The 14,001-nt window shown below is 69.2% G+C and carries 9 protein-coding genes; 2 read left to right on the top strand and 7 right to left on the bottom strand.

All coding sequences use genetic code 11. The features are described from left to right. Positions 1–42: 42 nt before the first annotated feature. The 3 genes from purL to parS form a co-directional block, all read right to left on the bottom strand. Entirely contained in the window at positions 43–2,307 is a 2,265-nt protein-coding gene (purL, locus tag SRU_RS13925) for a phosphoribosylformylglycinamidine synthase subunit PurL (protein WP_011405368.1), read from the bottom strand. A 181-nt stretch (positions 2,308–2,488) separates the two neighbouring features. Beyond that, complete coding sequence (locus SRU_RS13920; protein ID WP_011405367.1) at positions 2,489–2,983, bottom strand: RES family NAD+ phosphorylase; 495 nt, start codon at positions 2,981–2,983, stop codon at positions 2,489–2,491. Between the two features lie 54 nt (positions 2,984–3,037). After that, on the bottom strand, positions 3,038–3,481 hold the full coding sequence (parS, locus tag SRU_RS13915) for a type II RES/Xre toxin-antitoxin system antitoxin (RefSeq protein ID WP_011405366.1): 444 nt from the start codon (positions 3,479–3,481) through the stop codon (positions 3,038–3,040). A gap of 245 nt (positions 3,482–3,726) precedes the next feature. Here parS and SRU_RS13910 point away from each other — a divergent pair, with 245 nt between their 5' ends. Both SRU_RS13910 and SRU_RS13905 read left to right on the top strand, forming a co-directional pair. Further along, entirely contained in the window at positions 3,727–4,833 is a 1,107-nt protein-coding gene (locus tag SRU_RS13910; RefSeq protein WP_237701761.1) for an SDR family oxidoreductase, read from the top strand. Positions 4,834–4,934: 101 nt separating this feature from the next. Next, complete coding sequence (locus tag SRU_RS13905) at positions 4,935–6,020, top strand: N(4)-(beta-N-acetylglucosaminyl)-L-asparaginase (RefSeq protein WP_165443451.1); 1,086 nt, start codon at positions 4,935–4,937, stop codon at positions 6,018–6,020. Positions 6,021–6,024: 4 nt separating this feature from the next. Here the strand turns inward: SRU_RS13905 and SRU_RS13900 are convergent, their stop codons facing one another. From SRU_RS13900 to SRU_RS13885, 4 genes are all read right to left on the bottom strand, one after another. Further along, complete coding sequence (locus SRU_RS13900; protein WP_164923686.1) at positions 6,025–6,588, bottom strand: LptE family protein; 564 nt, start codon at positions 6,586–6,588, stop codon at positions 6,025–6,027. Between the two features lie 91 nt (positions 6,589–6,679). Next, on the bottom strand, positions 6,680–8,101 hold the full coding sequence (locus tag SRU_RS13895) for a sigma-54 interaction domain-containing protein (RefSeq protein WP_013062807.1): 1,422 nt from the start codon (positions 8,099–8,101) through the stop codon (positions 6,680–6,682). Positions 8,102–8,297: 196 nt separating this feature from the next. Further along, the gene (locus SRU_RS13890; RefSeq protein ID WP_164923685.1) at positions 8,298–11,021 is read right to left on the bottom strand and encodes a prolyl oligopeptidase family serine peptidase; all 2,724 of its coding nucleotides are present in this window, start codon (positions 11,019–11,021) and stop codon (positions 8,298–8,300) included. 93 nt (positions 11,022–11,114) lie between these two features. Then, positions 11,115–13,913: a M14 family metallopeptidase gene (locus tag SRU_RS13885; protein ID WP_164923684.1), complete on the bottom strand. Its 2,799-nt coding sequence runs from the start codon at positions 13,911–13,913 to the stop codon at positions 11,115–11,117. Positions 13,914–14,001 lie beyond the last annotated feature (88 nt).

Here is a 14,001-nt window from a genome sequence, read left to right as displayed (position 1 = left end):
GTGCCCAACTGACAGGAAGAGAGCCTGCAATCCCGGCGGGTGTCACGTCACGGCGTCAGGGAGGGCCGCCTCGTAAGGGGCGGTCAGGGCAGCGGGCGAGGCGTCGAGGACGGGCTCGTCGCCCACGGTGAGGCGAAGGGGGCCGGTCGTGACGGCCCCGAGGCGACGGGCCCGCACGCCGTTATGGTCCGTGAGGGCCGCGTCGAGGGCAAGAGCGTCGTCCGGCCGCACGGAGACCACCACGCGCGACTGCGCCTCCCCGAAGAGGGCCGCGTCGAGGCGGTCGGCCGCCGGGAGGGTGGCCTCCAGCCCGAGCCCGTCGCTGTGAATGACGGACTCGGCCAGGCACACGGCCAGTCCCCCGTCGGACACGTCGTGGGCATGCTGTACGAGCCCTTCCCGAATGAGGGCCTGCGTGGCGGACTGCACGGCGACCTCTTCGTCCAGGTCGAGGTGGGGGGCGTCGCCGGCCGTGCGGTCGTGGACCGTCGACAGGTACTCGCTGCCGTCCGTCCGCTCGGGGTGACACCAGTCGCGCGGGGTGAGCAGGAACAGCGCGTCGCCCTCGTTTTGCAGCGCCGCCGCGGTGGGCTGGGTGTCGATGTCGTCCACCACGCCCAGCATGCCGATGGTGGGGGTGGGGAAGATGGCGCCCTCCGGGTGCTCGTTGTAGAGCGACACGTTGCCGCCCGTCACCGGCGTATCGAGGGCCCGGCCGGCGTCCCCCATCCCCTCGACGGCCTTCGCGAAGGCCCAGTAGGCCTCCGGGTTGTGCGGGTTGCCGAAGTTGCAGCAGTTGGTGAGGGCCACCGGCGTGCCGCCGGCGCAGGTCACGTTGCGCGCCGCCTCGGCGACCGCAATCTGGGCGCCGCGCCGGGGGTTGAGGTAGACGTAGCGGCCGTTGCAGTCCGTCTTCACGGCGAGGCCCTTGCCGGTGCCCTTCAGGCGCACCACCGCGGCGTCGCTGGCCCCCGGGCCCACGACCGTGTTCGTGCGGACCATCGTGTCGTACTGCTCGTGGACCCAGCGCTTCGAGGCAATGTTGGGGCTGCCGAGGAGTGTCGTGAGGGTGTCTTCCACCTCCGCCGGGGCGAGGTCCGGCACGTCATCCGTGTTGAACGCGCGCGTCTCCTCCAGGTAGGCGGGGCGCTCGGTGTCGCGCTCGTAGACGGGCACGTCGTCGCCCGCCACGTGGGCCGGATCGAGCGTGGCGACCTCCTCGTCGTCCCAGTAGGCGCGGACCCGGCCCGTATCGGTGACCGTGCCGATGCGCTGGGCGTTCAGGTCCCACTTGCCGTAGATCTCCGCGAGGGCCTCTTCGTCGCCCGGCTCGCAGACCACGAGCATCCGCTCCTGGCTCTCCGACAGCATGATCTCGTAGGGCGTCATGCCCGTTTCGCGGGTCGGCACGCGGTCGAGGTGCAGGTCCATCCCCGTGCCGCCCGACGCGGACATTTCGAAGGCCGAGCTCGTGATGCCCGCGGCGCCCATGTCCTGAATGCTTCCGACGACGCCCTCGCGGATGGCTTCGAGCGTGGCCTCCAGGAGCAGCTTCTCGGTAAACGGGTCGCCCACCTGCACGCTGGGGCGGTCCTCCTCGCTGTCCTCGTCGATTTCGGCGGAGGCGAAGGTGGCCCCGTGGATGCCGTCGCGCCCCGTGGCCGCGCCGACGAGGATCACGTGGTGCCCGGGCGTCTCGGCCGCGGCGCGGGCCGTCTGGTCGGTGTCCACCACGCCCACGCTCATCGCGTTGACGAGCGGGTTGCCCTCGTAGGCGTCCTCGAAGTAGACCTCCCCGCCCACCGTGGGCACGCCGAAGGAATTGCCGTAGTCGCCGATGCCCCGCACCACGCCGTCGAACAGGTAGCGGACGCGCGACTCCTCCAGCGACCCGAACCGCAGCGAGTCGAGCGCGCAGATGGGCCGGGCGCCCATCGTGAAGATGTCGCGGTGGATGCCGCCCACGCCGGTGGCCGCGCCCTCGTACGGCTCGACGGCGGAGGGGTGGTTGTGCGACTCGATCTTGAACGCCACGGCCTTCCCGTCGCCCACGTCCACGAGGCCCGCGTTCTCCTCCCCCACCTCGGCCAGCAGCTGGTCGCCCTCCGTGGGGAGGGTCTTGAGCAGGGCGGTCGAGTTCTTGTAGGAGCAGTGCTCGCTCCACATCACCGAGTAGATGCCCAGCTCCGTGAAGGTGGGCGTGCGCCCGAGCCGGTCCAGGATCTCATCGTACTCGTCGTCGGTGAGGCCGTGGTCGAGGGCGAGATCCCGATCGACCTCGGGGGGCTGCGGAAGCGTGTCGGGCATGGGGGCGTGGGCGTTGCGGGGGGAGGGTTGAAGGGGCGGTGCTGGCGGGGGGCAGGTCAGAGCAGGCGGAACCCCCGATCCAAGATGCAATCGTGGGTATGAGGGGGCGGGGGGATGGATCCTTGCTTCGTGGGGAATTGGGAGGGGCCGGCTGCATCCCGGTGGAGACGGCAAAATGTGCTCAGGAGGAGTCCTTTGCGAGCCGCGCCTCGATGCGCGGGTCGAGCCTGAGCGGTTCGGAGTTGTCCACCTCCACGGCAGCGTCGAACTCGGGATGGGCCGGGTTGAGGACGTAATTGTGCGCCTCGGTGGGGAAGAGGGCAGATGGCACCTGCAGGGCGGGCGAGCGCTCCAAGTCGAGCCAGTCGGTCCCGAAGTCCTGTGACGCCGCGGTGGGCGGCCGCTGGTCCCAGCCGTCGGGCAGATCTGCGAGAGACGGTGCCCAAGCCGCCTCCTCGTCGAGGTGGGCCGGCACGTAGACCATCTCCCGGAGCCGCTGCACGTCGTTAACGGCCACGATCTTCTCCAGGGTTGCAAGGGCGAGCGATTCCGCCGCGTACACTACGAGCCGACCACGGCGGTGCCAGCGTCCGGCGGCGTAGAGCCCGCCCCGTCCCGAATACGCGTCTTCGGCGTGGTTGCGGTGGGTGACACGAACGATTCGATGAGTGGCCACTGGAAGTAGAAGGAGCGTATCAGAGAAGCGTGGAGGGGGCTCCTCCGAGATGTGCTACAGCACAAATCCGTGCTGCACGCCGAGCAGGAGGTCTCGCACCATTGTGGCCCCCGGAGCGGTCTCGGCCATGTCCAGCGGCGTGTCGTCGTCCAGCGCCCGGTTCGGTTCCTGCATCCACGCCGCGGCATCCTCAAGACTACCAAACGTTTCGGCGGCCAGGGCCAGGAGTCGGGCATAGCGTACGGCCCGCTCCGCTTCGGGCACGCCGAGCTCCTTGTCTTGATTTCGGTGGCGGGAGTACGTGCTCCGGGACCGACCGATGAGGCGTGCCGCCTGCTCGTCGGTGAGGTCCAGAAGCTCCTGGAGGCGCACCACGAGGGCGATGGGAAGTCCCTGACGGATCTCAACGTTCGCGGTGGCATCGTCCCAGTTCGCCACCCAGCGTACCCAGTTGTCCTCTGTCTCCGGCGGGGCGGACTGCTGTGTTGTCGGAGACATGGATCCGTAGAACTGAATTCAACTCGGCGGCGACGTTCAAAAACATAAACTTATTGTGTCATTTGCACACAATGAGGCTGTGCTGGTTCCAAGTCCGTCCCTCCAAAGCCAGAGAGGGAGATAAAAGGGGGCCAGATGTGGATGGCGGCACCTCGTTCGGAGGTCGACGTATTTGCACTCCGGAATCCCTAGCATTGGGGTACGGCCCCCGTCCTGCGGTCTGCCGACCGCCGACTGCTGTCGAGATGCCCTCCAGACGTTCTTCGTGGCACTACCATCCTTCGACCTTTCTCGCCATGACCTTCCTCACCGGCGTCCCCGGCTTCCTCGGGACGCGCCTCCTGCGTCGCCTCGCCGCGGCGGCGCCCGACCGGTCCTTTCTGCTCCTCGTGCAGCCGAAGTTTGAGGGCCGCACGCACACGCTGCTCGCCGACCGGGGCCTGGCCGACCGGGCCACGGTGCTGCCCGGCGACATTACGGAGCCGGATCTCGGCCTCGGGGCGCACTACGACGCGGTGGCCGAGCAGATCACGCGGGCGGTGCACCTCGCCGCCGTGTACGACCTCACCATTCCCCGGGAGGTCGGGTGGCAGGTCAACGTGGAGGGCACGCGGCACGTGCTCGACCTGCTCGCGCAGTGCCCGAGCCTGGAGCGCTTCGGGTACGTCAGCTCCGCCTACGTGTCGGGCGAGCGGACGGGCACAATCCACGAGGACGAGCTGGTCCACGAGGCCGGGTTCAAGAATTTCTATGAGGAGACGAAGTACCACGCCGAGGTGCTGGTGCAGGACCGCATGGACGAGATCCCGACCCTCGTCTTTCGCCCAAGCATCGTGGTGGGCGACTCCGAGACGGGCGCGACGGACAAGTTCGACGGGGTGTACTTCGTGCTGAACGCGCTGCGCAGCCTGCCGCGGTACACGCCCATGACCCGCATAGGCTCGGGGACCGAGCCGGTGAACCTGGTGCCGGTCGACTTCGTGGTCGACGCGATGGGGCACCTTTTGGGGACGGAAGGGCACGCCGGCACGGTCTTTCACCTCACCGACCCGCGGCCGCTCACGGCGCAGGCCATCATGGAGCTACTCGCCGACCTGTTGGACAAACGGGTGGCGTACGTGCCGGTGCCCCCCGGTCTGGCCCGGGCAATGATGAAGACCGGCGTGGGGCGGGCGCTTGGCCTTGCGCCGGAGCTCATCGATTACTTCGACCATCCGTCCCACTACGACGCGTCGAACACGCGGGCGGCCCTCGACGGAACGGGGATCGACTGTCCCTTTCTCCCGGACTACGCCCCGGCGATGGTGGCGTACGCCCGGCGCCACGACGCCCGCTCGTCGGCGATGTACTGAGGGGCCCCGGCCGCCGCGGGGCGGACGGTTTTGCTTTTCAGCGTTCCTTGTTACGTTCCACGAACGCATCGCCCTCCCCGCATTGGCACATCCGAGAACGCATGTCCGACGACGCCGCCTCTCCGTCTTCGTCCCGTCGCACCTTTCTGAAGCAGGCGGCCCTCGCCGGCGCGGGGGCGGCCGCCCTGCCCCAGGCCGCCTCGGGAGAACCGCCGTCGTTCGACGCCGGGGCCGACGGCGGGCCGCTGGTGGTGGCGAGCGACAACGGCGCGCCGGCCGCCGAGCGGGCCCTGGCCGTGATGGCCGACGCGGGGGAGGCGCTGGACGCCGTGATTCAGGGCGTCAACATCGTCGAGCGCGACCCCGACGACATTACGGTGGGGTACGGCGGCATCCCGAACGCCGAGGGGACCGTGCAGCTGGAGGCGGGCGTGGTGGAGGGCAAGACGCACCGGGCCGGGGCGGTGGCGGTGCTCGAAGACATTCCGGTGCCCTCCCAGGTGGCGCGCCTGGTCATGGAGCGGACCGACCACGTCCGTCTGGTGGGAACAGGCGCGAAAGAGTTTGCCAAGATGCACGGGTTCGAGACGCAGGACCTCCTCACCGAGCAGGCCCGCAGGATCTGGGTGGAGTGGAAGGAGAACCTGTCGCAGGAGGACAACTACCTGCCGCCCGATAGCCTGAAGGACCCGGCGCTCGGAGAAAAAGTACGCGAGGTGCAGCGCCATTACGGCACCATCCACTGCTCGGCGCTCGCCCCCAACGGCAACATCGGCGCCGTCACGACCACCAGCGGCCTGTTCTACAAGATTCCGGGCCGGGTGGCAGACACGTCGGTGGTGGGGGCGGGCCTCTACGCCGACAACGACGTGGGCGCGGCCGGCTCCACGGGCCGCGGGGAGGCCAATCTTAAAAACCTGTCGAGCTACCTCATCGTGGAGCGGATGCGGGACGGCGACACGCCCGAGGAGGCGTGTCTGTTTGCCTGTCGTCGCATCGCGGAGAATACCCAGGTGCCCCGGCTCCTCAACGCCCAGGACGAACCGAACTTTGGCGTCCGGTTCTACGCGCTCCGGAAGGACGGGGCGTTCGGCGGGGCGCAGATGCGGGGGGCCGGCCAGATGATCGTCGGGGACGCCGACGGGGTCCGCCGGGTCGAGATCCCGGGGCTCTTCGATGACGAATAGCGGCTTACCAGTTCGAGGTTGCCGTGCTAAAGATGTCGTCGGCCACGTTTTCGAGCGCGCTTTGGGCGGCCTGCCGCTCCCCATCGAGGCCCGCCTCGACGGGGTTGTAGTTGGCGGCGCCGCTGAACGTCTGATTCAGGAGGTCCTCGCCCTTTGTCTGGTCGACGTAGCGCACCTGCACCCGGATGGTGACCTGGTTCGTCGTGGCGCGCTCGTCGCCGCTGACGCCGGTGGGCTCGTTCGTGTAGCGCTGGATGCGGGCCCGGAGCAGGGCGTCTGCGCCCGCATCGTCGGTCGTCAGGGAGAGGCGCGTGCGGTCGACGAAGCGGTCGGTGAGGAGGTCCGTCAGGTCGGCGCCAAGCCGGTTGACGGGGCTGGAGGTGTTGTTCTGGGCGATCGGCACCGAGATGGTTTCGAGGTTGGACGGGATGCTGGCCCCGCTGAAGCTGTAGACCGTGCAGCCGGGGAGACTTGCGGCAAAGGCCACCAATAGTCCCGCCACGATCCAGCTTCGAAGACGATTGCTGGTGCGTGGGGTAAGGGGGAAGGGGGGAGGGTTCGTCGGCATTTCTGCGCGTCTGTCGATCGATGTTGGTGGACCCCGAAGTGTTTCGCTCAACCCGCAACGCCCAACCGGCGAGCGGAGCGAGCCGAACACGCTACAGGTCTTCGTCGATGTCTTTGAGCTTGCGGTAGAGGGTGCGTTCGCTGATGCCGAGGGCCTCGGCCGTTTTGCGGCGGTTGCCGTCAAACCGCTTCAAGGCGCGGCTGATGAGCTGCTTCTCAGACTCCTCAAGCGTGGGCAGTTCGCCGCTCCCCCCCGAGTCCGTTTCGGTCGGGCCCGCCTCGATTTCCGCTTCGGCCTCCGCGGAGGGCGGCGACTCCGGCTCGGGCGCCGAGGGGCGATCGGGGCGGGGCCTCGTGGGCCGGGCCGGGCCGCTCTCCTCCACCTCGTAGATCACGTCCCGCATCATGGAGTCGACCTCGCCCCCGCTCCCCTGCTCGCGCTCGCGATGGGGAGGAGAGGCCGTCGGCCCGTCCTCACTGTTCACGACCACGAAGTCGTCGTAGTCGCTCGGAAAGTCCCCGCGCTCGGCCACCTCGCGCGGCACCACGACGCCCACGTTCGACATCAGGGAGTCGATCCGCTCCTTCAGGTTGCGCATGTCCATGCGCATCTCCAGGATGGCGCGGTACAGCAACTCGCGCTGGCGGAGGTCGTCCTCGGTGCCGGCGCCCGCGTCCGGGTCCTGCGGCTCCGGCTCCACCCGCATCAGGTCCGTCGAGGCCGCCGCCTGCCCGAGGTCACGGAGGAGGGGGCGCAGGTCGTCGGCCGACACCTCGTCGGTGCGCATCAGCACCGCGACCTGCTCGGCGATGTTGCGGAGCTCGCGCACGTTGCCCGGCCAGCGGTACGACTCGAGAAGCTCCTCCGCGTCCGCCGTGAGCTGCTTCCGCGACGAGCTGTACTCCTGGGAGAACTCGTGGAGGAACGTGTCAAAGATGGGCAGGATGTCGTCCGGCCGCTCCCGCAGCGGCGGAATGTCGATGAGGACCGTGCTCAGGCGGTAGTACAGGTCCTTCCGGAAGTTGCCCTTCTGCACCTCCTCGGCGAGGTCCTTGTTCGTCGCCGCCACGATGCGGACGTCGACCTGCTGCTGCTGCGACGCCCCGACGCGGGTGAAGCGGCCCGTCTCGAGCACGCGAAGGAGGCGCACCTGCGCGTTTTTCGGCATCTCGCCGATCTCGTCGAGGAAGATGGTGCCGTCGTCGGCCTCCTCGAAGTAGCCGACGCGCTCCTCGACGGCCCCGGTGTAGGCCCCCTTCTCGGCGCCGAACAGCTCGCTTTCGATGAGGCCCTCGGGAATGGCCCCGCAGTTGACCACCACCATCTGCTCGTGGCGGCGCATCGAGAGCTCGTGCAGCACCTGAGAGATGAGCTCCTTGCCGACGCCGCTCTCGCCCTGCAGCAGCACGGTAATGTCCGTGTCGGCCACCTGCCGGGCCTGGTCGATCACGTTCTTGATGACATCGGACTCGCCGACGATGCCGAAGCGTTCCTGAATGGAGGTGCGGTCCATGGGGGGCGGGGGGTCCAGCGCGAAACAGCGATGCGGGGCGGCCGGCAGGTCGCGTAACACCCGTCCTGCCACTTTGTCATAAAAGGCGTATATCACACCCGCAAAGGCCGGAAAGGATCCCGGGTCCGGCCCACGACCGGTTGAAGATGCCGTGACGTGAGGGGCACGTCCTGTTCAGTTCAGAAGAGGGGCGAGGCTACCGGTCGAGCACAACCCGGAGGCCCGTCACGCGGCGGGGGGGCGTCGGGGCGGTTTCGGCCTTCGGGTCCTTTAGGGTGAGTGCCGAGGCGTTTTGGGCCTCAATGCCGTCGGCGGTGCGGGCCCACTCGGCCACGTTGCCGTCTACGTCGTAGATGAGAGGCCCGCCCCCGTTCGGGCCGTGGCCGGCCGGGCGGCTGCCCACCGGCATCAGGAGCGCCTCGGTGGGGTGCTGCGCCAGGCGGGCCCGCAAGCGGCGATACTCGTCCGGGGTGGGCGTGAAGCCGGCCCAGTACGCAGGCGTATTCTCGGACGGCCCCGCGCGGGCCGCCTTGAGGGCCGCCAACTCGGCCGCGGTGGGCAGGCGGTAGTCGCGGCCGGTCTGTTCGCTCAGCCAGTCGACGTAGGCCTGGGCCCGGTCCGCGGCGAGGCCGTGGGCCGGATACTCGGCGGTGCCGGATGGCACCTCGAAGTCCGCGTCGTACGCCCGGAACTGCGCCCGCGTCACCTCAAAGCGGCCGACGGTGAGGGTGTCGCCGAGCGTCACCGTTTCGGGGACGAGGGTGCCGTTGGCGCGCACGCCATAGTGGCCGTCGGTCCGGGCGGGCGCCTCGGCGGTTTCGAGGAGCGAGAGCGGCGCGTCGTCGGCCAGCAGCCGCTCCGACACGCGCTCCTGCATCGAGGTCTCGCCGAAGAGGTACGTGTCGATCCACTTCAGGTCCTCCGCCACCTTGCGCCGCTGGTGCGAGAGCTGCCGCAGCCCGTGCGGCTCGCCGGGGTAGCTGAGGAAGCGGACCGGCGCGTTGCCGATCTGCTGGAGGGCACGGTAGTACTCCCAGCCCTGCTCGTAGGGCACGGCCCGGTCCTCGGTGCCGTGGTGGATGAGGGTGGGCGTCTGCACCTTCGGCATCTCGAAGAGTGGGCTCTTCTCGATGTAGTGCTCGGTATACGTCCAGGGGGCGCCCTTGAAGTAGGACCGGTCGAAGCGCACGCCGAAGGCACAGTTGCCGTAGTCGGAGGTCCAGTTGACGTCGCCCGCGCCGGGCGCGGCCACCTGAAAGAGCTCGGGATGCTCGATCGTGAGCTGCGTGGTGAGGATGGCGCCGTTCGACCAGCCCATCACGCCGAGCGAGTCCTTGTCCACCACGCCCGCGGCCGCCAGGCTGTCGATGCCGCTCACGATGTCGGGCACCTCCAGTTCGTAGTATTTGCCTTTAATCGACTCCACGAAGTCGAGCCCGTGGTGGCCGGAGCCGTGGTAGTTGGGGCGGAAGACGAACGCGTCGCGCTGGGCGAGGAGCGGGGCGTAGACGGTCCACCCGAGCGACCACGCGTCCAGGTCCACCCCGCTGGGCCCGCCGTGGAGGACGGTCATCATGGGGTAGGCCCGGTCCGGGTCGTAGTCGAGCGGGTAGTGCAGGATGCCGTTGACCGTTTCGCCGTTGGCGCCCGTCCACCGGACGACCTCGGCCCGCGGAATCGGCAGGTCATCGAGATTCTCGTTGAGGGTCGTGAGCGTCTCGTCGCGCTGGAGGGCGCCCTCGCGGTAGGTGCCCACGCGGTACGACGGCGGCGTGTCGGCGGTCGAGTGGCTGAAGACAACCGTCTCGCCGTCCGGGCCCGCCGTGAACGCAGAGGCGTGTTCGAGGCGCTCGTCGGCGACCTCCGCCGGCGCCCACCCGTCGCTTGTCTTCCGGTAGAAGCGGGGCTCGAAGGTCGGGCCGTCGGCCAGCTGGACGTGTAACCCGCCGTCCACCACCGTATACCCGCCGTAGCCGACGCCCTTATCCCCCCATTCCAGGGGAACTTCCTGATAGTCGCGGGCGGCGAGGTCGTAGTGGTAGAGCTTCGTGATGCCGGCGCCCTCGTGCTCGGGGTCGGAGGAATACGAGTCGGTGGCGTAGAAGCCGGCGCCGTCGGCGGTCCACTGGAAATTGGAGGGGTCGACGTACTGCTCGTCGAAGATCTCGGTGGTCGCGCCCGTGTTGAGATTGAGGAGAAACTGGTGCGGCTGGTTGCGCGCGTCGGCGGTGATCGGCGAGTCGGAGAGGCTGTACACGACGCGCGAGCCGTTCGGCGACGGGGCAAACTCTCCGATTTGGTGGTCATTGTTCGTCACGCGCGTCACCTCGCCCGTCCCCACGTGGACGGTGAAGAGGCGCACCGGCCGGAAGAGCGTCGTGTCCTCGATGACGTCGGCGTCGTCCTCCGTTTGTTCGAGGTGCTGCTCGTAGCGGGTGTTCTGCTCGCGGGCCGTGAAGAGGAGGCGGTCGTCGTCGAGCCACCGGGCGCCCTGTACGCCGTGCTCCACCGACGTGATGACCTCGGGGGCCCCGCCCCGTGGGTCGAGCCGCCAGATCTGCGTGCCACTGCTTTCCGCCGCGTCCTCTTGCTCACGGGACGACAGGAATGCGATGTGTTCCCCGTCCGGGCTCCAGCGCGGGGCGCGGTTGTCGCCGGTGCGGGTGAGCTGGAGGGTCGCGGTCGAGTCGCCGTGCGGGTCGTCCCGGTAGGTGAGGTAGACGTCCGACGTCGTCTCGTCGGCCTCGGGGTCGGGCGTCTCTTTGACCCACAGCACGCGGTTCCCGTCCGGGCCGATGTCCACGTCGGTCAGCGAGCGCTGAGTCAGCACGTGGTCGATGGTCCACGGGCCGTCCGTGGACTGGCCGTGGGCGGGGGCACCCAGGAGGATCGTGAGGAGGGCGAGGGCGCAGGTGCGCATAGTGGGGAGGGGTAAGACGGGGGAAAGAAGAAGCGTCCGCTTCCCTGGGTCGTGATCAACGCGCCGAGTTTCAACCCGGCGGCGGGGCACGCATCAGTAGCCGGTGTTCTCGTTCGGCCCCCCGAGGTAGATGGCGTTCGTGAGCAGATCGATGGGGCCGTCGGCCCAGACGCGGAAGAGGGGGTCTTCGGACAGGCGAACGATGCGTCCGCGTCCGAGGCGGTCGACCGTCGCGTAGGGCCGCTCGGCGTAGACGTGGTCGGTGAGGGCGGGCCAGGCGAAGCCGCTCACCGCAAGGTCGTCCGAAGCATACGTGACCGGATTCGCACCGTGCACCGACGCCCCCAGCGGCGTCCGCTGTGTGAGGAGCGGCAGCTCCGCGCCGAGGCCGTAGGTGAGCCAGTGCGTCGTGTCGGCCCGGGCCCGCAGGAACGTCCCCGGCACCGGCTGCTCGGGAACGGTGGCGGATGGGCTCGGCTCCAGGGGCAATGCCGGCTCCGTGGTCAGCGCCTCGTCGATTGCTGTACGCACCGACGTCAGAGACCTCTCCGTCCCCGTCGTGTCGGTGTAGGCGACGCCAAGTTGTCCGAGGAGACGCGCCCCACCGGCGTACCCGACCACCGTGCCGCCCCGCTCCACCCAGCGCTGAATCGCCTCCATCGCGGCGTCCGGGAGGGTGCCGTAGTCGCCGTTCGGCAGCACGAGCACGTCCTGCCCCCTCAGGTCGTTTGCCGAGAGGGTGCGCGCCTTCAGGGCCGTGAAGGGCTGCCCGAGGCGCTCCTGGAAGACGTACCAGAAGGCGCCGTAGGACGTGGTCGAGACGCCGTCTCCGGCGAGTACCGCGAGGTCGGGCGGCGTGAGGCTCCGCGTCGTTTCCGACCCGGTGCCGGTGGGGCCGCGCTTGGGGAAGGCCGTGTTGGCGGCGTGGACCGGCACGGCGGCCGTCTCGGCGAGGGCGTCGATGCGGTCGTGGAGCGTGTCCGGGTTGCGGCCCACACGGGCGATGTAGCTGCCGCGGGGAAACGAGCGGTCGCCCACCACCATGGGCCGGTCGACGACGGCCACGTTGAAGCCCTCGTCCATCAGGCGGGCGAGCAGGCGCGTCGAGCCCACCGAGCCCGGCGTCCACACGTACGCGCTCCGGGCCCGGCCGTCGGTGCCGCCCGCCACGGTGGGCACGGCCACGTCGTGCCTCCAGCCGCCCGGGGCGGCCTGGGCCGAATCGGGCAGGGAAAGCGAGGTCGTGGGCAGCGGGGCGTCCGACTCCGTCCAGAGCGCCGGCACGTCCCCGGCCAGGGCCAGATTCCAGGCCGTCACGTCGTAAAACGCGTGCGGCTCCCGCTCGTCGGGGGCGACCCGAAGGTTGTGGGCGAGCCGGGCCAGCTCCTGTTGCCGGAAGTCCTCCGGGAGCTCAATGTCGGGGAGCAGCAGCATGCGGGCCACCGTCGCGTTCGGCTGCGTGAAGGGGACGAAGAAAGAGCCCGTCGAGACGGTCTGCCGGACGGCCTCGCCCGCCAGTGCGTCGTAGCCCTGCACCGCGCCCGACTGGGTGACGCGCTCCACCGTTACGCCGTGGCGCAGCAGTGTCGTGGCGAGGCGGGCCGCCCGTCGGGGATCCTCGCCGCTGCGGAGCACCACACCCCGCGGCGGCTCGGCCTCCGCCTCCGCCATCGCGTCCGCGAAGAACCGGTAGTAGTCCCGCAGGCGCGCCTCCCGGTTGCGCGCCGCCGCGTCGATCGTCGACAGCGTCGCGACGAAGTGGTGGGCGATGCCGTCCTCGAAGGTGAGGGTCGTGCCGTCGTCGCGCCGCCAGCGGAGGCCCCTGCCGCCCCCGCCGTCCGTCTCGTAGGTCATGCCCGTGGCCCCGTGCAGGCTGGGGTACGAGTCCCAGTAGCCGGGGTACTGAAGGTCGAACACGTCGCGCGTGTAGTAGCTCCAGCCGTACTCGTCGAACGAGTCCGCGTTGGCCCGCCCAATCGTGTCGATCCAGGTGGTGAGCTGGTCCGGGTAGAGCGGGTTGATCGGGGCTGCGTTTGGGGGAAAGAAGTACTGCGTCGTCTGTCCGTGGAGATCTACGAACACCTGTGGGCGCCAACGCTGCATCGCCGTGCTCACGGCGCGGCTCTCCGTCTGCGTGAGGCCGACCCCGTCGCGATTAAGGTCGATCTGGAAGTGGTTGTTGTTCGTGTTCATGCCCCACGGCGCGTCGTGCTCGTAGGCATTGGGGGCGGCGTCCCCCATTCCGAACGCGTTGTACCACGCCACGAAGCGCTCGTGGCTCTCGGGGTTGTGGGCCACGTTGATGAGAACGAGCGCGTTCTCGCGGATGCGACGGGCCCGCTCCCCCTCGCCCGCCGCCACCTGGTAGGCGAGCTGCAGGGCCGCCTCGAAGGCGGCGGTCTCGTTGCCGTCGTTGGCCGAATTGATCCAGACGGCTACGGGCAGGTCGGTGGCCAGCTCGTTTGCAGTGGCGTCGGACGTCTCCGTCGGCGCCGCGAGTTGCTGGAGTCCCTCCCGCACCTCGTCGAGGCGTCCGATCGTCTCCGCCGAGCCGATGGCGAGCAGGTGCAGGTCGCGTTGCTCCACGCTCCGGCCATAGACGAGATCGCGTACCCGGTCGGGGGCGGCGTCTGTGAGGGCGTCCACGTAGTCTTCCATCCGGCCGTAGGGCGTGTGGAGGGCCCCAATCGGATGGCCGAGCACGTCGTGGGGCGCCGGCACGTCGTCGCGGTACGGACCGAAGGCATGGAAGTCGAACGACGCCCCAGCGCACTGTCCGGCGGCCTGGCGTGCCTCGTGCTCGGAGGCGCAGGGCGCTGGCGTCTGGGCCTGTCCCGGAGTGACGTTCAGGAGGACGACGAAGGCAAGGAGGAAAGAAAGGCATTGAGGCACGACGAGACGGAGCGGCAAAGTGAAAAGAGTCGGAGTGTACGTTCCAGGCGGAGAACGGCAGAACACGGACGGGAGGCGCCGTGATACA

Origin of the sequence: Salinibacter ruber DSM 13855, from assembly GCF_000013045.1 — a bacterium.
GTDB lineage: Bacteria > Bacteroidota > Rhodothermia > Rhodothermales > Salinibacteraceae > Salinibacter > Salinibacter ruber.
The sequence above is the reverse complement of the archived record's forward strand: the minus strand, read 5'-3'. Positions and strand labels throughout refer to the sequence as shown.